Origin of the sequence: Halalkalibacter krulwichiae (genome assembly GCF_002109385.1) — a bacterium.
GTDB classification, from domain to species: Bacteria; Bacillota; Bacilli; order Bacillales; family Bacillaceae_D; genus Halalkalibacter; species Halalkalibacter krulwichiae.
This window is the reverse complement of the sequence record NZ_CP020814.1, coordinates 2677885-2701446: the sequence shown is the minus strand read 5'-3', so window position 1 is coordinate 2701446 and position 23562 is coordinate 2677885. Positions and strand designations below refer to the sequence as shown.

Annotated in this window: 27 protein-coding genes; all 27 read left to right on the top strand. The window is 37.5% G+C overall.

What is annotated here, in order from left to right; genetic code table 11:
- Positions 1–73: 73 nt before the first annotated feature.
- The 27 genes from BkAM31D_RS13640 (at position 74) to fliF (ending at position 23562) form a co-directional block, all read left to right on the top strand.
- Positions 74–382, top strand: coding sequence for a putative DNA-binding protein (locus BkAM31D_RS13640; RefSeq protein WP_371807205.1), 309 nt, complete (start codon positions 74–76; stop codon positions 380–382).
- Positions 383–393: 11 nt separating this feature from the next.
- On the top strand, positions 394–1752 hold the full coding sequence (gene ffh / locus BkAM31D_RS13635; protein ID WP_066150294.1) for a signal recognition particle protein: 1359 nt from the start codon (positions 394–396) through the stop codon (positions 1750–1752).
- An 85-nt stretch (positions 1753–1837) separates the two neighbouring features.
- Positions 1838–2110: a 30S ribosomal protein S16 gene (gene rpsP, locus BkAM31D_RS13630; RefSeq protein WP_066150291.1), complete on the top strand. Its 273-nt coding sequence runs from the start codon at positions 1838–1840 to the stop codon at positions 2108–2110.
- A 151-nt stretch (positions 2111–2261) separates the two neighbouring features.
- The gene (locus BkAM31D_RS13625) at positions 2262–2486 is read left to right on the top strand and encodes a KH domain-containing protein (protein WP_066150288.1); all 225 of its coding nucleotides are present in this window, start codon (positions 2262–2264) and stop codon (positions 2484–2486) included.
- Positions 2487–2616: 130 nt separating this feature from the next.
- Complete coding sequence (locus BkAM31D_RS13620; protein ID WP_084371984.1) at positions 2617–3021, top strand: YlqD family protein; 405 nt, start codon at positions 2617–2619, stop codon at positions 3019–3021.
- Positions 3018–3539 carry a ribosome maturation factor RimM gene (gene rimM / locus BkAM31D_RS13615; protein WP_066150282.1) on the top strand — a complete coding sequence of 174 codons (522 nt, stop codon included), beginning with the start codon at positions 3018–3020 and terminating at the stop codon, positions 3537–3539. The genes BkAM31D_RS13620 and rimM overlap by 4 nt, the downstream gene beginning before the upstream one ends.
- Positions 3536–4282, top strand: a complete 747-nt coding sequence (gene trmD / locus BkAM31D_RS13610) for a tRNA (guanosine(37)-N1)-methyltransferase TrmD (RefSeq protein WP_066150280.1) — start codon at positions 3536–3538, stop codon at positions 4280–4282. The genes rimM and trmD overlap by 4 nt, the downstream gene beginning before the upstream one ends.
- Before the next feature lie 194 nt (positions 4283–4476).
- Positions 4477–4821: a 50S ribosomal protein L19 gene (gene rplS, locus BkAM31D_RS13605; RefSeq protein ID WP_034629686.1), complete on the top strand. Its 345-nt coding sequence runs from the start codon at positions 4477–4479 to the stop codon at positions 4819–4821.
- Positions 4822–4961: 140 nt separating this feature from the next.
- On the top strand, positions 4962–5495 hold the full coding sequence (gene lepB / locus BkAM31D_RS13600) for a signal peptidase I (protein WP_066150277.1): 534 nt from the start codon (positions 4962–4964) through the stop codon (positions 5493–5495).
- Between the two features lie 13 nt (positions 5496–5508).
- On the top strand, positions 5509–6378 hold the full coding sequence (gene ylqF / locus BkAM31D_RS13595; protein WP_066150275.1) for a ribosome biogenesis GTPase YlqF: 870 nt from the start codon (positions 5509–5511) through the stop codon (positions 6376–6378).
- Positions 6379–6462: 84 nt separating this feature from the next.
- Positions 6463–7230, top strand: a complete 768-nt coding sequence (gene rnhB / locus BkAM31D_RS13590; protein WP_066150272.1) for a ribonuclease HII — start codon at positions 6463–6465, stop codon at positions 7228–7230.
- A 14-nt stretch (positions 7231–7244) separates the two neighbouring features.
- Positions 7245–8804 carry a hypothetical protein gene (locus BkAM31D_RS13585; RefSeq protein WP_085449800.1) on the top strand — a complete coding sequence of 520 codons (1560 nt, stop codon included), beginning with the start codon at positions 7245–7247 and terminating at the stop codon, positions 8802–8804.
- A gap of 115 nt (positions 8805–8919) precedes the next feature.
- The gene (locus tag BkAM31D_RS13580) at positions 8920–9183 is read left to right on the top strand and encodes an EscU/YscU/HrcU family type III secretion system export apparatus switch protein (protein WP_066150266.1); all 264 of its coding nucleotides are present in this window, start codon (positions 8920–8922) and stop codon (positions 9181–9183) included.
- An 86-nt stretch (positions 9184–9269) separates the two neighbouring features.
- A complete protein-coding gene (locus tag BkAM31D_RS23625; protein WP_157076749.1) occupies positions 9270–9443 on the top strand; it encodes a hypothetical protein in 174 nt (57 codons plus the stop codon).
- A 190-nt stretch (positions 9444–9633) separates the two neighbouring features.
- Positions 9634–10794 (top strand): ADP-forming succinate--CoA ligase subunit beta, encoded by a 1161-nt coding sequence (gene sucC / locus BkAM31D_RS13575; protein WP_066150263.1) that lies wholly within the window; start codon positions 9634–9636, stop codon positions 10792–10794.
- 18 nt (positions 10795–10812) lie between these two features.
- The gene (gene sucD, locus BkAM31D_RS13570; protein WP_066150260.1) at positions 10813–11727 is read left to right on the top strand and encodes a succinate--CoA ligase subunit alpha; all 915 of its coding nucleotides are present in this window, start codon (positions 10813–10815) and stop codon (positions 11725–11727) included.
- Between the two features lie 64 nt (positions 11728–11791).
- Positions 11792–12667 carry a DNA-processing protein DprA gene (dprA, locus tag BkAM31D_RS13565; RefSeq protein WP_066150257.1) on the top strand — a complete coding sequence of 292 codons (876 nt, stop codon included), beginning with the start codon at positions 11792–11794 and terminating at the stop codon, positions 12665–12667.
- Positions 12668–12797: 130 nt separating this feature from the next.
- On the top strand, positions 12798–14873 hold the full coding sequence (gene topA / locus BkAM31D_RS13560) for a type I DNA topoisomerase (protein ID WP_066150255.1): 2076 nt from the start codon (positions 12798–12800) through the stop codon (positions 14871–14873).
- Positions 14874–15073: 200 nt separating this feature from the next.
- Complete coding sequence (trmFO, locus tag BkAM31D_RS13555) at positions 15074–16381, top strand: FADH(2)-oxidizing methylenetetrahydrofolate--tRNA-(uracil(54)-C(5))-methyltransferase TrmFO (RefSeq protein ID WP_066150253.1); 1308 nt, start codon at positions 15074–15076, stop codon at positions 16379–16381.
- Positions 16382–16452: 71 nt separating this feature from the next.
- The gene (gene xerC, locus BkAM31D_RS13550) at positions 16453–17352 is read left to right on the top strand and encodes a tyrosine recombinase XerC (protein ID WP_066150251.1); all 900 of its coding nucleotides are present in this window, start codon (positions 16453–16455) and stop codon (positions 17350–17352) included.
- A 22-nt stretch (positions 17353–17374) separates the two neighbouring features.
- Positions 17375–17920: an ATP-dependent protease subunit HslV gene (gene hslV / locus BkAM31D_RS13545; protein ID WP_066150247.1), complete on the top strand. Its 546-nt coding sequence runs from the start codon at positions 17375–17377 to the stop codon at positions 17918–17920.
- Between the two features lie 29 nt (positions 17921–17949).
- On the top strand, positions 17950–19341 hold the full coding sequence (gene hslU, locus BkAM31D_RS13540; protein WP_066150246.1) for an ATP-dependent protease ATPase subunit HslU: 1392 nt from the start codon (positions 17950–17952) through the stop codon (positions 19339–19341).
- A 19-nt stretch (positions 19342–19360) separates the two neighbouring features.
- Positions 19361–20140 (top strand): GTP-sensing pleiotropic transcriptional regulator CodY, encoded by a 780-nt coding sequence (gene codY, locus BkAM31D_RS13535; protein ID WP_066150244.1) that lies wholly within the window; start codon positions 19361–19363, stop codon positions 20138–20140.
- A gap of 547 nt (positions 20141–20687) precedes the next feature.
- On the top strand, positions 20688–21086 hold the full coding sequence (gene flgB / locus BkAM31D_RS13530) for a flagellar basal body rod protein FlgB (RefSeq protein ID WP_066150241.1): 399 nt from the start codon (positions 20688–20690) through the stop codon (positions 21084–21086).
- A 3-nt stretch (positions 21087–21089) separates the two neighbouring features.
- A complete protein-coding gene (flgC, locus tag BkAM31D_RS13525; protein WP_174521894.1) occupies positions 21090–21542 on the top strand; it encodes a flagellar basal body rod protein FlgC in 453 nt (150 codons plus the stop codon).
- A 13-nt stretch (positions 21543–21555) separates the two neighbouring features.
- Positions 21556–21861, top strand: coding sequence for a flagellar hook-basal body complex protein FliE (gene fliE / locus BkAM31D_RS13520; protein ID WP_066150239.1), 306 nt, complete (start codon positions 21556–21558; stop codon positions 21859–21861).
- Between the two features lie 126 nt (positions 21862–21987).
- Positions 21988–23562, top strand: a complete 1575-nt coding sequence (gene fliF / locus BkAM31D_RS13515; RefSeq protein ID WP_066150234.1) for a flagellar basal-body MS-ring/collar protein FliF — start codon at positions 21988–21990, stop codon at positions 23560–23562.

The window sequence follows — 23562 nt, the reverse complement described above, 5'->3', positions numbered from 1 at the left end:
GTTGTAACATGATATCTCGTAAAGGGAAATCACTTAACAAGGAGTTGGTTGTGTGTTAGATAAGACGCTTAGGATGAATTACTTATTCGATTTCTACCAGTCATTGCTAACACAGAAACAGCGTAAGTATATGTCTTTATATTACTTGGATGATTTCTCGTTAGGTGAAATTGCTGAAGAATTTGAAGTTAGTCGTCAAGCTGTATATGACAATATAAAGCGGACTGAAGCGATGCTTGAAGACTACGAAGACAAGTTAAAGCTCCTCTTAAAATTTGAAAAGCGGGCAGAACTTGTTGCTCAGATGAAAGTAGCAATGGAAAATAACGCGACTCCTGAAGAGATCATGTCACTGCTTGACTCTCTTGAGAAATTGGACTAGGAGGCGACAACATGGCTTTTGAAGGTTTAGCGGAGCGACTGCAAGAAACGTTAACGAAAATCCGTGGTAAAGGGAAGGTAAGTGAACAAGACGTAAAGGATATGATGCGTGAAGTTCGACTTGCTCTGCTTGAGGCGGATGTGAACTTTAAAGTTGTTAAGAAATTTATTGCAGATGTGAAAGAGAAAGCGCTTGGCCAAGAAGTAATGAAAAGCTTAACACCCGGGCAACAAGTTATTAAAGTAGTAAATGAAGAGTTAACTTCTTTAATGGGTGGGGAGCAAAGTAAGATTGCTGTTGCACCTAAAGCGCCTACTGTAGTCATGATGGTAGGGTTGCAAGGTGCCGGTAAAACAACAACAACAGCAAAACTTGCGAATCATCTTAGAAAGAAACATAATCGCAATCCACTTTTAGTAGCAGCTGATATCTATCGTCCAGCTGCGATTAAGCAGTTAGAAACGTTAGGTAAGCAATTGAATATGCCTGTTTTTTCACTGGGTGATCAAGTTAGTCCCATTGAAATTGCAAAGCAAGCAATTGCAAAAGCGAAAGAAGATCATCATGATTATGTTTTAATAGATACAGCAGGTCGCTTGCATATCGATGAAACATTGATGGCTGAATTACAAGGAGTTAAAGACATCGCTAAACCTGATGAAATTCTACTTGTAGTTGATGCAATGACTGGACAAGATGCTGTAAATGTAGCTGAGAGTTTCAATGAACAACTTGATGTTACAGGAGTTGTATTAACGAAACTAGATGGCGATACACGTGGTGGTGCTGCGTTATCGGTCAAAGCGGTTACGAATACACCAATTAAATTCGCTGGTATGGGGGAAAAAATCGATCAACTCGAACCGTTTCACCCTGATCGCATGGCTTCGAGAATACTAGGTATGGGAGATGTGCTTTCGTTAATTGAAAAAGCACAATCTAATGTCGATGAAGAGAAGGCTCGAGAGCTTGAGAAAAAAATGCGAACGATGGATTTTACATTTGATGATTTCTTAGAGCAGCTTGATCAAGTTCGAAATATGGGTCCATTAGATGAAATACTTGGTATGATGCCTGGTTTTAATAAAGCAAAAGGCATGAAAGATTTGCAAGTCGATGACAAGCAAATTAATAAAGTTGAAGCAATTGTTCGCTCCATGACAAAACAAGAGAAGAAAGATCCAAGTTTAATGAATGCGAGCAGACGTCGTCGAATTGCAAAAGGGAGCGGGACAACAATTCAAGATGTAAACCGCCTTCTCAAACAATTTGAAGACATGAAAAAAATGATGAAACAAATGACTGGTATGACCTCTGGAAAAGGTAAGAAAAGAGGGAAAGGTCTTGGAGGCTTCAAGCTTCCATTTTAAAAGGAAGTCGCTTTTTCTAGTTGCCAATTAGAAAAATTGATGATATTATAAACTATTGTGTGAATATTTTTGGAGGTGTCCACGAATGGCAGTAAAAATTCGTTTAAAGCGTATGGGTTCAAAGAAAGCCCCATTTTATCGTGTAGTAGTAGCAGATTCACGCGCACCGCGTGATGGACGTTTCATCGAAGAGATTGGAACGTACAACCCATTAACTCAACCAGCTAAGGTTGAAATTTCTGAAGAAAAAGCTCTTGACTGGATGTTAAAAGGTGCTAAACCTTCTGATACAGTTCGTAACCTTTTCTCTAAAGAAGGATTAATGGAAAAGCTTCACAACGCAAAAAACCAAAAGTAAGATAGATTTTTATAAAAATAAAAGTCTATAAGCGGTGTGCGGAGTCTTGCAAGAGTTAAGTTAATCTAGATTGTTTTCTGAGATTAGACTTGCAGCGAATGAAGCCACCGCCTTCTCTTTTTATTAAATAAAATAAAAAGGAGAATACAAAATGAAAGCGTTAGTTGAACACATTGTTAAATCACTTGTAGACCACGCTGACTACGTTCAAGTTGATGAAGTAAATGAGGGTCAAACCCTTAACATACGGTTAACCGTTCATCCTGATGATATGGGGAAAGTGATAGGAAAACAAGGTCGAACAGCTAGAGCGATAAGGACTGTATTATACGCTTCATCGCCAAACCAGCGAGTTCGATTAGACATCGTGGATTAGTAACGCAAAAAAGGGTGAGGGATAACCTCTCCCTTTTTTTGGTATTTCACTTGGATGTTTCGTTTTATTCGAATTACATGTCTAAGAAGCACAAGCATTGAACAGTCTAATAATAGGATTGGTGAGGTGAATGATGAGAGTCATACGGAATGTTAACGTCAAGCATGTTGTTACGAAGAAAAAGAAAGCTCAAATCATTCAACAATTTCAAGGAGAGTTAGTTCAAAGTAAACGTGAGGTTGATCAACTAACTTTTCAATTACATAAAGCTCTTCGGGATGCAAATGAATCATCTCATTTAAAGATAAAAGAAAAATACGAACAAGAATTAACCCAACGAAAAGAAAGAGTGAAGCTTCTACATTTTAAGTTAGAACAAGTCGAGAAACTTGAAATAGGAACTGAAATACAAGAAGAACAAGTTAAAAGCATCATTGATATACACGTCGGCGACAGATGGTCTGAGCAGCCAGCTGAAATTGTTATTAAAGATGGTATTGTTCAAGAAATTCGAGAAGGAAGGTATAATGGATGACGGAATGGTATAAAGTCGGAAAAATTGTGAATACGCACGGAGTAAAAGGCGAAGTTCGTGTCATTTCTTCAACAGATTTTGCAGAGGATCGTTATGCGATAGGTTCAGAATTAATGATTAAACATGATGACAAAGGTGAGAATATACATGTTGTCGTTCGTCATCATCGTTTGCATAAAAATTTTGATTTGCTTCAATTTGAAGATTACCATTCTATTAATGAAGTTGAGCCACTTAAAGGAGCCACTTTATATGTGTCAGGTGAGCAACTTGACGAGCTAGATGAAGGTGAATTTTATTATCATGAAATTATAGGCTGTAAAGTCTTTACTGAAAGTGATGAGGAATTAGGAAAAATCAAGGAAATTATTGAAACTGGAGCGAATGACGTGTGGGTAATTCAACGAAAAGGTCCAGGAAAAGATATACTGATCCCTTATATTGAAGATGTTGTTAAGGAGATTGATGTCTGGAATAAGGTGATTCGCATTCATGTCATGGAAGGATTGGTTGAATGAGAATAGATATTCTCTCACTTTTTCCGGAGATGTTTAAAGGGGTGTTTGGATCGTCCATTTTAAAAAACGCACAGGACGGAGGTCATGTGACATACCAAGTGACAGACTTTCGCGATTTCGCTGATAATAAGCATAAAAAGGTTGATGACTATCCCTACGGCGGGGGTGCGGGGATGGTGTTGCGAGCACAACCTATTTTTGATGCAGTGGAGCATGTGAGACAAAATGATCCAGAAAGTAAACCACGTATTATTCTTCTTTGCCCACAAGGAGAGAGATTTACTCAAAAAAAAGCAGAAGAGCTTTCCAAGGAAAAGCACCTTATTTTACTTTGTGGCCACTATGAGGGTTATGATGAGCGGGTACGAGAATTTTTAGTGACCGATGAAATTTCAATAGGAGATTTCGTATTAACGGGTGGAGAACTTGGGGCGATGATTATTGCTGATAGTGTGACACGACTGTTACCAGGTGTTCTAGGCAACGAAGAATCAGCAATTACCGATTCCTATTCAACAGGTTTATTGGAACATCCTCATTATACGCGCCCGGCTGAGTATAGGGGAATGAAGGTGCCTGATGTTCTTTTGTCTGGTCACCATGCTAATATTGAAGAGTGGCGGTCTCGTGAGTCATTAAAGCGCACTTGGAAAAGAAGGCCCGATCTAATAAAAGCTAAAACGCTGAACGAGAAAGAGAAGCAATGGATAAAGGAATTTGTAGATGAAAGCAATTGCTATTAAATTAAGCTTGTGCCTCTTGAATGCATTGTATCTCTATATTATTGAAAAAGAAATGGCATATATTTTTTGAATCTTACTTGTGATTAGGTATAGATTATGCTATTATAGTTTTTGTGGCTTATGGCCTGTTATTACGATGTTCCGCTGTAGTTAATAAGCTTTCAAGAGCATCTGTATGGAAGGAGTGGAATTATATGAACAACATTATCCGTGAAATTACAAGTGAGCAACTACGTAGTGATCTTCCAGCGTTTCGTCCTGGTGATACTTTAGTTATCCACGTTAAAGTTGTTGAGGGAACTCGTGAGCGTATTCAGTTATTCGAAGGCGTTGTTATCAAACGTCGTGGTACTGGTATCAGCGAAACTTTCACAGCTCGTAAGATTTCGTACGGTGTAGGAGTTGAACGTACATTCCCATTACATTCACCTAAGATTGCTAAGATCGAAGTGAAGCGTCGCGGTAAAGTACGTCGTGCTAAACTTTACTATCTTCGTAGTCTACGTGGTAAAAAAGCTCGTATTAAAGAAATTCGATAAAGAGCAAGAAAAAGAGCTTAGGCAACTAAGCTCTTTTTTTCTTCATTGTGCTTAATTGTTACAATCAAAATAGCTGAAACATTTGATAAGAATATGGTAAACTAATCTTTGTGATTGTTACATAAATGGAGGGCGTTAGCATGAGTGAGGGGAAGAAGGAATCTTGGGAGTGGCTGAAAGCGGTCGTTATAGCACTTGTCCTTGCATTTGTAATCCGTCAGTTTTTATTTGCACCAGTTATTGTTGATGGAGAATCAATGATGCCAACGCTTGAACATAACGATAGAATGATTGTTAATAAAATTAGTTATGTCTTTGGTAATCCTGAGAGGTTTGATATTATTGTTTTTCATGCGCCTGCAGGGAAAGACTATATAAAACGAGTGATTGGTTTGCCAGGAGATGTAATTGAATATCGTGATGATGTTCTATACGTCAATGGTGAGGCGATTGAAGAGCCTTTTTTAGATGAGTTAAAATTAGCATACAGTGGAGATCGATTGACAAGAGATTTCCAAGCTGTGACAGTTCCAGAAAATGAATTGTTTGTATTAGGTGATAATAGAGGTAGAAGTAAGGATAGTAGAGATATTGGAACCATTCATATTGATGAAGTGATTGGTAAAGCTAATATTGTGTTTTGGCCAATTCCAAATATTCGAATGGCTAATTAGGGAGGTGGATGTTTTGACGATTCAATGGTTTCCTGGACATATGGCAAAGGCCCGTCGGGAAGTAACTGAAAAATTAAAGTTTATTGATGTAGTAATTGAGCTTCTTGATGCGAGAATTCCGTTAGCCTCTCGTAATCCAATGATTGACGACTTGGTTTCACATAAGCCAAGATTAATATTATTGAATAAAGCAGACCTAGCCGATCCAGCTGTTACGTCAAGCTGGAAAGCTTATTTTGAAGAAAAAGGTGCAACGGTACTTTCTATTAATGCACAAAATGGAAAAGGAACAGAGAAAATTCCTAATGCGTGTAAAGTATTGGCGAAGCCAATTATTGAAAAGATGGTATCAAAGGGAATGAAGCCTCGAGCGATCCGTGCTATGATACTTGGAATTCCTAACGTTGGGAAATCAACCTTAATTAATCGGCTGGCTTCAAAACGTACAGCGCAAGTAGGAGATCGTCCTGGTGTAACAAAAAGACAGCAATGGATTAAAGTAGGAACTGATTTAGAATTACTTGATACACCTGGTATATTATGGCCAAAATTTGAAGATCAAGTCATAGGCTATCGATTGGCGGCTACTGGAGCAATCAAAGACGAGCTCCTTGACTTTCAAGATATAGCTTTATTCTTATTGAATTATTTGAAAGACTATTATCCAAACCTTATTCAAGAGCGTTATAAGTTGGAAGAGGTCCCAGAAGAGGGGCTTGCTTTATTTGATGAAATTGGAAAAAAACGAGGGTGTCTCCTTGCTGGTGGCTATGTTGATTATGATAAGGCTGCTGAAATTATATTGCGTGAAATGAGATCTGGCACATTAGGTCGTATTTCGTTAGAGAGACCAGAAGCGTTAGCCGGTGAAGAAGCCAAGTAGGCTTTTTCAGCGGTTTTTTTATTTGATATAATCCTCTTAAAAAGAAAGCTCAAGATGTCGATAAAAAAGTAAGGAGTGTATAGAGTGAGTCTATCCATTAAAGAAGTAGAACAGAAATTATTTACAACGGATCAGAGAAATGACGCATTTGTAGATTCTTTGAAAACAGATAAGAGAAAAGGTGTTCAAAGCTTATTAAAGCGCTATGAAGCAATGATTACTAGAGTTGAACGTCTAGAAAAAATGCATGAAGAGATGACACAGTACGAAGTGAGTCTACGCAATCAAGGTTTTTTATCCATTGCGGGACTAGATGAAGTAGGGCGTGGACCTCTTGCAGGGCCTGTTGTTGCAGCTGCAGTTGTATTGCCTGAAGACTTTAAATTATTGGGTTTGACAGACTCTAAGAAATTAAGTAAGGATAGAAGAGAAGAATATGCTCAAGTCATCAAAGAACAAGCTGTTGCATTCACGATTGAAATGGTTCATGCAACAGAGATAGATAAATTAAACATCTATGAATCTACTAAGCTAGCAATGACAAGAGCTGTACAGAACTTAACTATAAACACAGATCATCTGTTATTAGATGCAATGACACTAAAATTACCAGTTCAGCAAACTTCACTAATTAAAGGGGACCAAAAAAGTTTAACGATAGCGGCAAGCTCTGTATTAGCAAAAGTTGCAAGAGATCAATATATGGATGAAGTCGATAAGGAGTATCCAGGATATGGATTTAGCAAACATGTTGGTTATGGTACAAAAGAGCATTTAGATGCTCTAAAAAAACTAGGTGTAATGAAGGAACACCGAAGAAGCTTCCGCCCAATAAAAGATTTGATAGAGTAACAGGAGGGCTTTCATTGTTTGGAATTCAAAATCCAAGTACTTCTCAAAAAATTAAACAACCAAGGTCTATAGCGTTTACAAATGGTCAAATATTTCAAGGGAGAATTACAAATCTTTATCCGAATGATGTTGCTACTTTAACGATGAATGGTATTCAGTTAACTGCACGGATGGAAGTGGCTCTGACTGTAGGGCAACGTTATTGGTTTGAAGTGAAGGAGGCTTCTGGGATCCCTCGATTAAAAATAATAGATGATAATATAAAACAAAGAGAAAGTTCAGCAACTACGTCTACTGAGAGATTGAGGCAGCAGTTAGATCTTCCATCGACAAAGTCAATGTCAACGTTATTACGTCTATTAAGTCGTAACCAACTCCCATTTTTAAAAGAAGATGTCTTAAAAGGTTATACAATCCTACGTGAACTGAATCAACTTAATGAGAGAGGATATCGGACGATCATGAATATGATCAAAAGTAGTATCCATATTTCAAGAGAAGCCTTTCTGTCTTTTCAATCAATGGAAAAACAACCCTCATTATTAGCTCAGATCACAAAATTATATCACTCCTTAGAACCTATTAATACACCGGCTTCTAAGGAAGTAAGGCTTCTTATTGAAAACATAATTAAACCTAACTATACTCAAATAATTCAATCACCAATTACGCAATTACTTGCCAAGCTAGGAGAAAATGAAGGAGCTAGACAACTCCTTTCACGACTAGGAATTTTAAAACGAGAAACACCTATTCAAGAAATTTTTCAAACATTTGAGAGAAATTTCAAAAATCCAACCTATCGAGAGATTGTTGAAAAGCTTTGGCCAGAAACGTCAACTAATCGTGATTTACTTAACATGAATCAATTAATTCGCAAGGTAAATATTGCCGCGGGAAAACAGGGGATGGGCCAATTACAACAATTATTACAATTGTTCCACTCACCAATTCGTGCTGAAGAGGTATATGCCAAATGGCTGCAACTCCCCCAAGCATCGTTAAGTCAAGAAGAAAAGAATGTACTACAAACCATTCTGATGACAGCAACGCCATTTAACATTCAAGAAGCACCTGGATTACATCTGAAGAATCTTTTTCTGATGTTAGGCCTTCAATATGAAAACGATCTTGCATCATTTTTTCAAGGTGATTTAGGGCAAGAATCGATTCACTCTAATAGGTTAAAAGCATTGCTTATGATGTTAACACAACATGACTTACCTGAAAATGTTAGCGTACAAGTAAAACAATCATTAGTTAGATTAACCGGACAGCAATTACTGATGCACGAACAATCAGGGGCGTTTCATCAGTATCTGTATCAATTGCCAATCGTTTTAGGTACATATTCAACTGATTTAACGTTGAAATGGGAAGGGAAAAAAGATGATGAGGGGAAGCTTGATCCTAAGTATTGTCGTGTGTTATTTTACTTAACTCTTGCACATTTGAGGGAAATTATTATTGATGTGCATATTCAAAATCGAATCGTACAAATAGATATCTACAATGATAAGGAAAGACCAGATGCTTTATTAAGCTTATTACTCCCCCTCTTAGACAAGCTTTAGCAATAAAGGATTACCAACTCTCCTATGTGAGGTGGAAGCATCTACATGAACAAAAAGACGGGCAGTTGATTAGAAGAGAGGATAGGAACAAATCTCAAGGAGTTGATATCCGAATATGAAATCTGAAAGAAAACAAGCGGTAGCACTTCGTTATCGCTCAGATATCGACCATTCACCGAAAGTGATTGGAAAAGGAGCTGGATTAAAGGCAGAAGAGATCATCGCACTGGCAATAGAGAACAACATTCCAATCCAAGAAGATGTTTCTTTAGTTGAGTTACTAAGCAAACTTGAAGTTAATCAAGCTATTCCTGAGGAATTATATGAAGTAGTTGCTGAAATATTTGCTTTTATTTATCGCATTGATCAAAACCATTAAGAGCTAGTGTGGTAGTGTGTTCATTTGAGGACATACTAATACAGCTAGCTTTTTTTGTTAGTAATTTAAAAGTGGGGGTAAAGCAATTGGATAAGAAGAACATTAAGCCAAATGAAGAATATGCTCACGAATTTGGGATATATCATTCGGTTCAAGAATCTGATGCGAAAATCGATTTAACAAAATCTTTATTAAGAAAAAAGGAAAAAGAAGAGAAAAGCGAAAAAAATAGACAAAATAAAAGAGTAGAAGAGAAATAGTGGTATTTTTAACCTATGTAACCGTTTAAAATTCAAATTTTTTCTACTAATTTGAAAGAGGGAGGGATTTACCCCTCCCCAATTTCAGAAAACAATGGTAGAATAGAGAAGGATTCAGTCATTCACAAACCAATTGGTCTGAATGGCATGAAATTACATGCATTTGATATGATAGGAGGCTGGAGAGAGAATGAATATCCATGAGTATCAAGGAAAAGAGTTACTTCGTAAATATGGGGTTGCTGTTCCAAATGGTAAAGTTGCGTTCTCAGTAGATGAAGCAGTTGAAGCAGCAAAAGAATTAGGTTCAAGTGTAAGTGTGGTTAAAGCCCAGATCCACGCAGGTGGTCGAGGAAAAGCTGGTGGCGTTAAAGTCGCGAAAGGCTTAGATGAAGTTCGTACATATGCAAATGAGATTCTAGGGAAGACGCTTGTAACTCATCAAACAGGACCAGAAGGTAAAGAAGTTAAGCGCTTACTTATCGAAGAAGGTTGCGATATTAAAAATGAGTATTACATCGGTTTAGTATTAGATCGAGCAACTTCAAGAGTCGTTTTGATGGCTTCAGAAGAAGGTGGTACTGAGATTGAAGAAGTTGCAGAAGCGACTCCTGAGAAGATCTTTAAAGAAGTAATCGATCCGGCTGTTGGTCTTCAAGGCTTCCAAGCACGTCGTTTAGCTTTTAATATTAACATTCCTAAAGAACTAGTTGGCCAAGCTGTTAAATTCATGATGGGACTATACAAAGTTTTTGTAGAGAAAGACTGCTCAATTGCTGAGATTAACCCACTTGTTACAACAGGAGATGGCAAAGTAATGGCGCTAGATGCAAAGTTAAACTTTGACTCTAATGCATTGTATCGTCAAAAAGATATTTTAGAATATCGTGATCTTGAAGAAGAAGATCAAAAAGAAATCGAAGCATCAAAATATGATCTAAGTTATATTTCTTTAGATGGAAATATTGGTTGTATGGTTAATGGTGCAGGGCTTGCAATGGCAACGATGGATATCATTAAACATTACAATGGTGATCCTGCTAACTTCTTAGATGTAGGTGGCGGTGCGACTGCAGAGAAAGTTACTGAAGCGTTTAAGATCATTCTTTCTGATGAAAACGTTAAAGGAATTTTCGTTAATATCTTTGGTGGAATTATGAAGTGTGACATTATCGCACAAGGTGTTGTTGAGGCTACTAAGCAAGTGGGCCTTGAGATTCCGCTTGTCGTTCGTTTAGAAGGTACGAATGTTGACCTTGGTAAACAAATTCTTAAAGATTCAGGCTTAAACATTACAGCTGCTGATTCAATGGCTGATGGCGCACAAAAAATCGTTTCATTAGTGAAATAGAAAGGCGGGACGAAAAGAATGAGTATCCTTATTAACAAAGACACAAAAGTAATTGTTCAAGGTATTACAGGAGCTACAGGCTTATTTCATACGAAACAAGCTGTTGAATATGGTACGAATATCGTAGGTGGTGTAACACCAGGAAAAGGCGGTACAGAGGTAGAAGGAATCCCTGTATTTGATACAGTTGAACAGGCTGTAAAAGCTACAGGTGCTAATGCTTCGGTCATTTATGTACCACCAGCATTTGCTGCAGACGCAATTATGGAAGCAACAGATGCAGAGCTTGACCTTGCTATTTGTATTACAGAAGGAATTCCTGTAATGGATATGGTAAATGTTAAGCGTTATATGGAAGGAAAGAAAACTCGCCTAATCGGGCCAAACTGCCCAGGTGTAATTACACCTGAAGAATGTAAGATTGGTATTATGCCAGGATACATTCATAAAAAAGGTCATGTAGGAGTAGTATCGCGTTCTGGTACTCTTACGTATGAAGCAGTACATCAATTATCTACTAATGGTATTGGTCAATCTTCTGCTGTTGGTATCGGAGGAGACCCAGTTAATGGAACGGATTTCATTGATGTATTAAACCTATTTAATGAAGATCCAGATACTTATGCAGTAATCATGATTGGAGAAATTGGTGGTACAGCAGAAGAAGAAGCTGCAGAATGGGTAAAAGCAAACATGACTAAACCTGTCGTAGGCTTCATCGGTGGTCAAACAGCACCTCCAGGAAAGCGTATGGGCCATGCTGGTGCGATTATTTCTGGTGGTAAGGGTACAGCCGCTGAAAAGATCAAAACTCTTGAGAGTTGTGGGATTAAAGTGGCAGAGACACCTTCTGTTATGGGAGAGACTCTTATCTCAGTATTAAAAGAAAAAGATTTGTTAGAGAAGTGTACAACTCACAAAGTAACGAACTAACAAATAATTCTTGAAAGTCCTCAATTTGAGGGCTTTCTTTCCCATGGAAAGAAAGGAGTGCTTTATGAATGATTTTAGGCAGAGATTGATCCATTTACACAGTTGTCAGTCCTTAACGAGAAATATGATGTGTAGAATTCTATATCAAGACCATGAGTTAGAGACAATTTATGATCATACAACGAAAACCTGGCAGAACCTTTTTGGACTCTCCAAAGATACAGCACAGTCTCTCCATCAACACCTTCATTCCTATTCTTCCATACAGATCCTCGAATATTTAAAGCAGAAATTAATTCACGTCATTACAATAGAAGATACAGATTACCCACCACTATTAAAAAATATTTTTGATCCCCCATTTGTGCTTTATGCAATTGGCCAGAAAGCAGTACTAAATAACGAAAAACGAATCGCTGTCATAGGTACGCGAACCCCAACCGACACTGGTTTACAAACACTTTCTACTTTAATACCCCCTATCACGAGGCAAGGCTGGACGATTGTGAGTGGAATGGCAAAAGGAATTGACTCACATGCTCATTGGCAAGCTCTAAAAGCACAAGGGCAGACCATCGCAATCCTTGGTTCTGGCTTTAATTACATTTATCCAAAAAGCAATCAAGAATTATTTTCAAAATTGACACAAAAAAATATTATTTTGTCGGAATATCCTCCCAATACCCCTCCTAAAAAATGGCACTTCCCTGCACGAAACCGAATTATTAGTGGCCTTTCTAAGGCTGTTCTTGTCGTGGAAGCGAAAGAGAGAAGCGGTTCTCTAATTACTGCGGACCAAGCGTTAGAGCAAGGTAGAGATGTCTTTGCTGTTCCAGGATCTATTTTTTCTAACGAATCTAAAGGAACTAATTACCTGATTCAACAAGGAGCAAAGTTAGTCGCTAGCCATGAAGATATATTATGTGAAATTGACAACTGATCGGCAAAATACGACAAAAACCTTTGTAGTTTTTTTCTCTTTTTTCCCAAGTCTTGTTTGACAAATAGCAAAAGTGTGTTTAATAATAGGGAAGATTTTAATTATATCTTCGAGAGAGGGAGTTGCTTAAATGGCCGATTATTTAGTAATCGTTGAATCTCCCGCCAAAGCAAAGACCATTGGAAAATATTTAGGGAAGAAATATATTGTTAAAGCTTCAATGGGACATGTTAGAGACTTGCCAAAAAGTCAAATGGGAGTAGATGTTGAAAAAAAGTATGAGCCCAAGTACATTACAATTCGTGGAAAAGGTCCCGTCTTAAAAGAATTGAAGACAGCTGCAAAAAAAGTGAAAAAAATTTATCTCGCAGCTGACCCCGATCGAGAAGGGGAAGCGATAGCATGGCACTTAGCTCACAGTCTTGATATTGATGAGAATTCAGATTGTAGAGTGGTGTTTAATGAAATTACAAAACAAGCTATTAAGGATGCGTTTAAAACTCCTCGACCAATTAATATGGATTTAGTAGATGCTCAACAAGCGAGAAGAATTCTTGATCGTTTAGTTGGTTATAACATAAGTCCACTATTATGGAAGAAAGTCAAAAAGGGTCTCAGTGCTGGTCGTGTGCAATCAGTAGCTGTGAAAATGATAATTGAGAGAGAAAGAGAAATAAAAGAGTTCGTACCTGAAGAATACTGGAGTATTCCGGCTCAGTTTTCATATGAAGGCGAAACGTTTGATGCGAAATTCTATGGGATTGATGGAAAAAAACAAGACCTATCGTCTGAAGATGAAGTAAAGCAAGTGTTATCAAAGTTAAATATGGATGCTTTTGATATTACTTCGGTTAAGAAAAAAGAGCGTAAAAGAAATCCTGTTTTACCTTTTACAACATCTTCACTACAACAAGAAGCAGCTCGTAAATTAAATTTTCGAGCGAAGAAAACGATGATGATTGCCCAGCAGCTGTATGAAGGAATCGAGCTTGATAAAAAAGAGGGAGCTGTAGGGTTGATCACCTATATGCGTACAGACTCGACAAGGATTTCTGAAACAGCTCAAGAGGAAGCGAAACAGTACATTGAACAAACGTATGGAGAAGAGTATACGCGAAAAGAAAAACGTGCTGTGAAGAAAGATAAAAAGGCGCAGGATGCCCATGAAGCAATCCGACCTACTTCTGTATTTAAAGATCCTAAGATGGTAAAGGGTTATTTATCACGAGACCAATTAAGGTTATATAAATTAATTTGGGAGCGTATGGTGGCAAGTGAAATGGCACCAGCAGTAATGGACACAATGACTGTCGACATTGAACAAAATGGTGTGGTTTTTAGAGCAACTGGCTCAAAAGTAAAGTTTGCTGGTTTCATGAAAGTGTACATTGAAGGTAATGATGATGGAAAAAAAGAAGAGGATCGATTGTTACCGAACCTTGAAGAAGGTCAACAAGTAGAGAAGGTGGATATTGTACCCAATCAACACTTTACACAACCACCTCCAAGGTATACAGAAGCACGACTTGTTAAAACGATGGAAGAGCTAGGAATCGGCAGACCTTCAACTTATGCTCCAACTCTTGATACGATTCAACGTCGTGGATATGTTGCGCTTGAAGATAAACGTTTTGTCCCGACCGAATTAGGCGAAATCGTCTTAGAGTTAATTGTTGAATTCTTCCCAGAAATCCTTGATGTTGAGTTTACTGCAAAGATGGAAAATGATCTTGACTCAATCGAAGAAGGTCAACAAGAGTGGATTCGTATCATTGATGAATTCTATAATGGATTTGAAAAAAGATTATCTGTTGCAGAAGAGGAAATGAAGGAAGTTGAAATTAAAGATGAACCAGCTGGTGAAGATTGCGAAAAATGCGGTCACGAAATGGTTTATAAAATGGGTCGTTATGGAAAATTCATGGCATGCTCAAACTTCCCAGAATGTCGTAACACAAAAGCAATCGTGAAAGATATAGGTGTGAAGTGTCCAACATGTAAAGAAGGAAACATCGTTGAGAGAAAAAGTAAAAAACGAAGAATCTTTTTTGGTTGTGACCGTTACCCTGAGTGTGAATTCTTATCTTGGGATAAACCGATTGCAAGACCATGCCCTAAATGTTCAAGTATGCTTGTTGAAAAAAAATCAAAAAAAGGCGTACATGTAGAATGTACATCTTGTGACTATAAAGAAGAGACTAATTAAAAAAGGGTGGTTTGTCTTTTTAATAATTAGTTGAATAATCAATGTCACAGTTTTGTCATAAGGATCATGGTAGAAGCATTGAAAGTATGCTATTATTTGAAGTCCGTACAACTTGTATGATAAGATAAGTAAGCCTTCACCTGTATTTGGTGAAGGCATTTCTACTGTTTATTAGCATGAAAGGTCTTGGAGGGATTAATTTGACACAACAACATGTTAACGTGATCGGAGCAGGACTTGCTGGTAGTGAAGCAGCATGGCAACTTGCTAAACGAGGCGTTACAGTACATTTATATGAAATGCGACCTGTTAAACAAACACCGGCGCATCATACAGATAAGTTTGCAGAACTAGTTTGTAGTAACTCACTCAGGGGTAATGCATTAACAAATGCAGTCGGAGTATTAAAAGAAGAAATGCGCCAACTGGATTCGGTTATTATTGGCTCAGCAGACGATGCGGCAGTACCAGCTGGAGGGGCGCTAGCAGTTGACCGTCATGATTTTGCTGAAAAAGTTACGACACGTGTTCGTAATCATCCTAACGTAATTGTATTTAATGAAGAGATCACAAAAATCCCAGACGGACCAACGATTATCGCTACTGGCCCATTAACTTCTGAGCATTTATCAAAGCAACTTCGAGAGTTAACGGGTGAAGAATACCTCTACTTCTATGATGCAGCAGCACCAATTATTGAAACAGAATCAATTAACATGGAAAAGGTATATCTGAAGTCTAGATATGATAAAGGTGAAGCAGCCTATTTAAATTGTCCTATGACAGAAGAAGAGTTTAACAAATTCTATGACGCCTTAGTTTCTGCTGAAACGGTCCCTTTAAAAGAATTTGAAAAAGAGATCTTTTTTGAAGGATGTATGCCGATTGAAGTAATGGCAAAGCGCGGAAGAAAAACAATGCTATTTGGACCGATGAAGCCAGTTGGTTTAGAACATCCAGAAACCGGCAAGCGTCCATATGCTGTTGTACAATTAAGACAAGACAATACATCAGGAACACTATATAATATCGTAGGCTTCCAAACTCATTTGAAATGGGGACCACAAAAAGAAGTGCTTCAATTGATTCCTGGTTTAGAGAACGCTGAGATTGTTCGTTACGGAGTGATGCATCGTAATACATTCATTAACTCACCTAACCTATTAAAGCCAACATATCAATACCGAAATCGTGAAGACTTATTTTTTGCCGGACAGATTACTGGAGTGGAAGGTTATGTTGAGTCAGCAGCAGCCGGTCTTGTTGCTGGGATTAATGCTGCGAACTATGTTCAAGGAAAAGAACTGGTAACGCTTCCTGAAACGACAGTAATGGGAAGTATGGCTTCTTATATAACAACAGCGAATAAGAAAAACTTCCAACCAATGAATGCGAATTTCGGATTATTACCACCTTTAGAAGAGAGAATTAGGGATAAGAAAGAGCGCTATGAACAGCTGGCTAACCGAGCATTAAGCGCAATTCAGAATTTTGTGAAAAAAGTGTAAATTTTATTGTCAAGAGCTACTAGGTCATGATAGAATTTAGTAGCTCTATGTGACTGTGTGGGGTGTTTACGTTGTCAGAACAGTCCTGGATTGATCTATTCTTTACATACTTACGCTTAGAAAAAAATAGTTCTACTCATACAACGAATAATTATTTGCGTGATATTCTTGATTTTCAACAATTCATGAAAGGACATAAAATACGAGGTTTTGCTGCTGTTACAACGCAAGATGTTCGTAACTATTTAACAAAGCTATTCGAGAAAGAGTATGCAAGAAAGACTGTATCACGAAAAATCTCTGCTTTAAGAAGTTTTTATAGGTTTCATTTGCGAGAAGAACGGGTAAGTGAAAATGTGTTTCAATCAGTTGTAATGCCTAAAAAGGGAGAGCGGCTACCTAATTTTTTATATGAAGAGGAGATGCAAGAGCTCTTTGACGCTTTTGTTGATAATAAACCTCTAGATCAAAGGGACCGAGCTATTCTTGAGTTACTTTATGCAACTGGTATGCGTGTTAGCGAGTGTAGTCAATTAAACGTTCATGACATTGATTTAATGATTGGAACGGTTTTAGTAATTGGAAAAGGGCGGAAAGAGCGTTATACGCCGCTCGGGGCATTTGCATGTGATGCGTTAGAGAAGTATATTGAAGATGGTAGAGTGAAAATCCATACAAAAGCCAATCAAGTAAATGATGCCCTATTTTTAAATTATCGAGGTGGGCGTTTGACTGATAGAAGCATTCGAACGATTGTGCTTAAGAGAATGGAGAAGGTGTCAAATCAAAAAAAATTACGTCCTCATGATATTAGGCACTCGTTTGCTACTCATATGTTAAACAATGGAGCAGATTTAAGGATTGTTCAAGAACTATTAGGCCATGAACATTTATCAAGCACTCAAATTTATACTCATGTGACAAAAGATCGTTTACGAGACGTTTATAAACATACTCATCCTCGTGCTTAGAGGGTTTGTAAGGAGGATCTAAATGAGTCAAACATTTCATGCTACAACAATTTTTGCGATTCATCATAATGGAGAATGTGCGATGGCTGGTGATGGTCAAGTTACATTTGGAAATGCGGTTGTGATGAAACACACAGCTAGGAAAGTTCGAAAAATATACAATGGAAAAGTCATTGCTGGATTCGCTGGTTCTGTAGCCGATGCCTTTACTCTATTTGAAAAATTTGAGGCGAAGCTCGAGGAGTATAATGGAAACCTACAAAGAGCAGCTGTAGAATTAGCAAAAGAATGGCGAAGCGATAAAGTTTTAAAAAGACTTGAAGCAATGTTAATTGTAATGAATAAGGAGCATATTTTGTTGGTATCTGGAACTGGTGAAGTAATTGAACCAGATGATGGTATTTTAGCGATAGGATCCGGGGGGAATTATGCTTTGTCAGCAGGGAGGGCTTTAAAGAAGCATGCGCCTCAATTACCTGCGAAAGAAATTGCATATGCTTCATTAGAAACCGCTGGAGAGATATGTGTATATACGAACTTGAATATTGTTGTAGAAGAGCTTAATTAGACATTAATTAAGGAATGGAGAGTGGTACAGTGAAAACAGACTTAACTCCTCGTGAAATTGTTGAGCGTCTTAATCAATTTATAGTAGGGCAAGAAGAAGCAAAGAAATCTGTTGCTATTGCTCTGCGTAATCGATTTAGACGGAGCAAACTAGAAGAAAAAATGAGAGATGAGATTACCCCTAAAAATATTCTCATGATTGGGCCAACTGGTGTAGGAAAAACAGAAATTGCTCGTAGACTTGCAAAATTAGTTGGCGCGCCATTTGTGAAAGTGGAAGCAACTAAATTTACCGAAGTGGGCTATGTTGGAAGAGATGTAGAGTCAATGGTGCGTGATTTAGTTGAAACGAGCGTTAGGATGATTAAAGAAGAAAAGGTTCACTCTGTTCGCTCACAAGCGGAAGAGAATGCGAACCAACGTATCGTTGAATTGCTAGTTCCTTCTAATAAAAAGCAAAGTACTTATAAAAATCCTTTTGAAATGATCTTTGGGCAACAAGGGGCACAGGAAGTTGAGCATGATTCAACTGATGAAGCAAACTTAACACAAAGGCGAAGACAAACAGCACATAAGCTTGCATTAGGAGAGCTTGAAGACCACCTTATTACGATTGAAGTTGACGAACAGTCACAGAACTTTATGGATATGTTCCAAGGTGCGGGGATGGAGCAAATGGGGATGAATATGCAAGAAATGCTTGGCGGCCTCATGCCTAAGAAAAGGAAGAAAAGACGCCTCCCTATATCGGATGCTAGAAAAGTGTTAATTGATGAAGAAGCTCAGAAGTTAATTGACATGGATGAAGTAACCCAAGAAGCAATTACAAGAGCAGAACAATTAGGTATTATCTTTATTGATGAAATTGATAAAGTTGCAAGTAAAGGCCAACAAACGGCAGATGTTTCTCGTGAGGGAGTTCAAAGAGATATTTTACCGATTGTCGAAGGTTCTACAATTGTAACTAAGTATGGACCGGTAAAAACGGACCATGTTTTATTTATTGGAGCAGGTGCCTTTCACATGGCGAAGCCGTCTGATCTAATTCCTGAATTACAGGGACGGTTCCCGATTAGAGTTGAATTAGCTAACTTATCTGTTGATGATTTTAAACGCATCCTCGTTGAACCTAACAATGCTTTAATCAAACAATATATCGCACTTCTTGAAACAGAAGGTATAAAAGTTACGTTTTCGGACAAAGCTGTTCATAAGATTGCGACAATTGCAACGGAGGTCAACCAAGAAACTGAAAATATTGGTGCTAGACGCTTACATACAATACTAGAGCGTTTGCTTGAGGATCTTTCATTTGAGGCGCCGGATATTAACTTAGAAGAAATTGTCATAACCCCAGAATATGTAGAAGAAAAATTAGCTTCTATTGCAAAGAATCGAGATCTTAGCCAATATATTCTGTGAGTTGTAGGAGGAAAAGGAAATGGATTTATTATCAAGAACAAGAAAGATTAATGAAATGTTACAAAAAACGGGTGTTCAGCATGTGAATTTTAAAGACATGGCTGAAACACTAAGAGACACGATCAGCGCTAATATTTTTGTTGTTAGTCGTCGCGGAAAACTTTTAGGTTTCGCTATTAAGCAAGAAATTGAAAATGAGCGAATGAAAAAGATGTTAGAAGATCGTCGTTTTCCAGAGGAATACACAGATGGTCTCTTTAAAATTGAGGAAACATCAGCGAACCTTGATATTGAAAGTGAATACACTGCATTCCCAGTCGAAAACAAGGACTTGTTTAAAAGTGGGTTAACTACGATTGTCCCAATTCAAGGTGGGGGACAAAGACTAGGAACACTGATCCTTGCTCGTTTAAATGAATCGTTTAGCGATGATGATTTAATATTAGCAGAGTATGGTGCGACTGTAGTTGGAATGGAAATTCTACATGAGAAAACACAAGAAATTGAAGAAGAGGCGAGAAGTAAAGCTGTTGTTCAAATGGCGATTAGCTCGTTGTCTTACAGTGAATTAGAAGCAGTAGAGCATATTTTCCATGAACTAGATGGAAAAGAAGGTTTATTAGTAGCAAGTAAAATTGCCGATCGTGTAGGGATTACGCGTTCTGTAATTGTAAATGCATTGCGTAAACTTGAAAGTGCAGGTGTTATTGAATCTCGTTCATTAGGGATGAAAGGAACTTATATTAAGGTATTAAATGATAAGTTCTTACTTGAGTTGGATAAATTAAAAGCTAAATAAAGAAATGAAAAACGACGTATATTCACATACGTCGTTTTTTTGTGGACTAGAAGGGATTAAAGTATGTCCTTTTGTAGATTTACGCCTAGACCTAGGAAGAGGAAGCTTTATTCCTAGGAAAGGAGATTTAGAAATATAGGAATAGTTTACAATGGTTATGAAAATGGATTTATCGAATAATGAATGAAGAAGGCTTGTTAATGGGTTAAGAGAATCTTTTTGTCTGTAACATATGTCACAGTATAGAGAAATAAGTAGTGATATGATGATTACAAACAAGATTACGAAGACACAATACAAAATAGCATTTGTCGATTTTTATCAATTTTTGCCAAAATTAAACAACATATAGGTAGTGAAATAAGACAAAAGTCTACATTTTTTTCTAGTCCTTTTATATTGAATCTATATTTCTATTAAACGATGTTAGACTTTCACTATTACTTTTATTACAATTTTCGATGAGGACTATGAAAGAATGTCAAAAATAAAGGTTGAATATGAGACTATTGTCGATTTGTAGTAATTTGTCGGAAGGTGAAGAAAATTGGATTTATTTGGAGGAAGTAGTTTTATAGCCCTACAAAGGGGATTGGAAGGTGCGCAAGTAAGGCAAAAGACGATAACACAAAACATTGCGAATGTCGATACACCGAATTATAAAGCTAAGCAAATTAACTTTAAGCATACATTGGATGAGGCATTAAAAGATTCAAATTTTCGTGCAAATCGAACGAATGAAAAACACGTTGAATTTAGTTCAACTCTATCAACTCCATCAGTACAAGTAAATCGTTCAAGTGTTTATAACCATAATGGGAACAATGTTGATATTGATGTTGAAATGGCGGAGCTTGCTAAAAATCAAATTTATTATAATGCCTTAATTGATCGGATTAATGGGCGCTTCAACAGTTTACAAACTGTAATCAAGGGTGGGAATTAAAAAATGACAATTTTCCATAGTATAAACACAAGTACGTCCGCTCTAACGGCGCAAAGATTACGTATGGACGTGGTTTCAGCGAATATGGCAAATGCAGAAACGACAAGAGCGAACTTAGTAGATGGGGAATGGCAACCGTATCGGCGTAAGATGGTGGTCATGCAGGAGAATGGAAAACAATCATTTGCTTCGTATTTAAGTAAAGCGTCAATGAATCCAAATATTGGTGCTGGGGTTAAAGTAAAGCAAATTGCTGATGACCAGACACCTTTTATGCTAGTTTATAATCCAGAACATCCGGATGCGAATGAACAAGGGTATGTACAAATGCCGAACGTCGATCCACTTAAGGAAATGGTTGATTTAATGAGTGCAACTAGATCTTACGAAGCGAATGTAACGACGTTAAATGCATCGAAAAATATGCTTTTAAAAGCTTTGGAAATTGGAAGATAGGAGGCAAGCTCGAATGGATGTGAATCAAATTAAATCACCGTTTCTGATCAATGAATCGTTCAATCGAATAAATCGTAAAATCACACCAGCTGATGCCCAGGAAACGTTTAAGACGGCCTTGAGTAAAGCGATTAAAGATGTGAATGAACTACAAAATGTTTCAAGTAAAAAAACCGAATTATTGGCTAAAGGTGAAATAGAAAATTTACATGATGTAATGGTTACTGGGCAAAAAGCAAGCATCACACTCCAGGCAACAGTTGAGGTGAGAAATAAAGTTATTGAGGCATACCAAGAGATTATGAGGATGCAAGTATAAGAAAGGATGACTCTGACATTGATTTTGAGTCATCCTTGCCATTGTGTACGGAAAACCTTGCCTTGAAACTTTTGAGACAGCCCTATTTTATTCTATCTGCTGAATTGTTGCTCAAGAGGAGGACACATGAACGAGAAACTAGTAAATTATAAAACTAGAATAACGGAATTTTGGACAAGTCGTTCACGTAAGCAAAAGATGGTATTTGCTGGATCGGCTTTTGCCGTTATTTTAATGGTTCTTTTATTGATTTTTATGGTAAATAAACAAAACTACTCCACTTTATATAGTAACCTAACCCTTCAAGAAACGGGGCAAATCAAGGAAGTATTAGATGCAAGAGGCATCTCATCAACCATTTCTGATAATGGTACGTCGATCCTTGTACCGGAAACTTTAGTGGACTCTTTAAAAGTTGAATTAGCAGCAGAAGGATATCCTAAAAGCGGAAGCATAGATTATAGCTTTTTCCAAGAACAAATGGGATTTGGTATGACAGATAATGAATTCTCTGTTATTGAACGAGCAGCTATGCAAACAGAGTTAGCTAGTTTAATTCGAAATATGAACGGCGTAAATCATGCAAATGTAATGATTACACTTCCAGAAGAAAGTGTTTGGTTAAGCGCAGTGAGTGAGGCATCCACTGCTGCGGTAGTTGTAGATTTGGCACCTGGTTATGAATTAGATCAAGCGCAAGTAAAAGCACTCTTTCATTTAGTTTCTAAAAGTGTTCCCAATTTACCTATCGATAATATCGTCATCTCAGATCAAATGTTTAACAATTATGTTTACGAAGATGCTACTTATGCTGATTCCGCCCTTTCTATATATGAACAACAAAGAGCGATACAGCGAGATATAGAAAGAGATTTAACTAGAGATGTTCAGCAAATGTTAGGGACAGTTGTTGGAAGAGATAAAGTGATAGTCTCAGTCTCCACCGATATTGACTTTACGCAAGAAAATAGGACGGAACAATTGGTTGAGCCAGTTAATCCAGACAATTTGGAAGGTATTGTTGTTAGTATAGAGAGAATTGCCGAAACGTATAGTGGCGAAGGGATGGTTGACGGTGGAGTTGTTGGTACTGGTGAAGATATCCCGAACTACCCTGGGGTCATTGGAGAAGGACCAACTGAATGGGAAAGAACTGAGGATCGTATCAATCATGAAGTGAATCGAATCAATAGAGAGATTGTTGAAAGTCCTTATAAGATTCGGGATTTAGGAATTCAAGTTATGTTAGAGCCACCTGATGGTATGGATTTTCTTCCACAGGAACGTTTAGAGGATATACGACAACTACTTGGAACTATTGTTCGTACTAGTATTTCTGGAACGTATGCCGATGAACTTACGCCAGAAGCCATAAATGAAAAAATCGTTGTGACATCACAGCCTTTTGAAGGAAAAGTAGAAATGGCTGAACAACCGATTGGGGAGATTCCAATGTGGATGTTTATAGTTGGAGGGATCTTGATCGCTGTTATTCTTCTTTTAGTGTTTCTGTTAATAAGAAAAAGAAAAGAGGAAATAGAAGAAGATGAATTCGTAGAAGAAGTTCGTTATGAAGTACCGGACTTACCTGATGAAAATACTGGATTATCAGCAACAAAACGTAAGCAATTAGAGAAAATGGCTAAGGAAAAACCAGAAGAATTTTCAAAGTTATTACGTACGTGGTTATCTGAAGATTAG

Excerpts from the sequence above, each read along its gene's own strand:
- BkAM31D_RS13640 (WP_371807205.1), top strand. The coding sequence starts at position 74 with ATGAATTACTTATTCGATTTCTACCAGTCATTGCTAACACAGAAACAG.
- ffh (WP_066150294.1), top strand. The coding sequence starts at position 394 with ATGGCTTTTGAAGGTTTAGCGGAGCGACTGCAAGAAACGTTAACGAAA.
- rpsP (WP_066150291.1), top strand. The coding sequence starts at position 1,838 with ATGGCAGTAAAAATTCGTTTAAAGCGTATGGGTTCAAAGAAAGCCCCA.
- BkAM31D_RS13625 (WP_066150288.1), top strand. The coding sequence starts at position 2,262 with ATGAAAGCGTTAGTTGAACACATTGTTAAATCACTTGTAGACCACGCT.
- BkAM31D_RS13620 (WP_084371984.1), top strand. The coding sequence starts at position 2,617 with ATGATGAGAGTCATACGGAATGTTAACGTCAAGCATGTTGTTACGAAG.
- rimM (WP_066150282.1), top strand. The coding sequence starts at position 3,018 with ATGACGGAATGGTATAAAGTCGGAAAAATTGTGAATACGCACGGAGTA.
- trmD (WP_066150280.1), top strand. The coding sequence starts at position 3,536 with ATGAGAATAGATATTCTCTCACTTTTTCCGGAGATGTTTAAAGGGGTG.
- rplS (WP_034629686.1), top strand. The coding sequence starts at position 4,477 with ATGAACAACATTATCCGTGAAATTACAAGTGAGCAACTACGTAGTGAT.
- lepB (WP_066150277.1), top strand. The coding sequence starts at position 4,962 with ATGAGTGAGGGGAAGAAGGAATCTTGGGAGTGGCTGAAAGCGGTCGTT.
- BkAM31D_RS13580 (WP_066150266.1), top strand. The coding sequence starts at position 8,920 with ATGAAATCTGAAAGAAAACAAGCGGTAGCACTTCGTTATCGCTCAGAT.
- sucC (WP_066150263.1), top strand. The coding sequence starts at position 9,634 with ATGAATATCCATGAGTATCAAGGAAAAGAGTTACTTCGTAAATATGGG.
- sucD (WP_066150260.1), top strand. The coding sequence starts at position 10,813 with ATGAGTATCCTTATTAACAAAGACACAAAAGTAATTGTTCAAGGTATT.
- dprA (WP_066150257.1), top strand. The coding sequence starts at position 11,792 with ATGAATGATTTTAGGCAGAGATTGATCCATTTACACAGTTGTCAGTCC.
- topA (WP_066150255.1), top strand. The coding sequence starts at position 12,798 with ATGGCCGATTATTTAGTAATCGTTGAATCTCCCGCCAAAGCAAAGACC.
- hslV (WP_066150247.1), top strand. The coding sequence starts at position 17,375 with ATGAGTCAAACATTTCATGCTACAACAATTTTTGCGATTCATCATAAT.
- codY (WP_066150244.1), top strand. The coding sequence starts at position 19,361 with ATGGATTTATTATCAAGAACAAGAAAGATTAATGAAATGTTACAAAAA.
- flgC (WP_174521894.1), top strand. The coding sequence starts at position 21,090 with ATGACAATTTTCCATAGTATAAACACAAGTACGTCCGCTCTAACGGCG.
- fliE (WP_066150239.1), top strand. The coding sequence starts at position 21,556 with ATGGATGTGAATCAAATTAAATCACCGTTTCTGATCAATGAATCGTTC.
- fliF (WP_066150234.1), top strand. The coding sequence starts at position 21,988 with ATGAACGAGAAACTAGTAAATTATAAAACTAGAATAACGGAATTTTGG.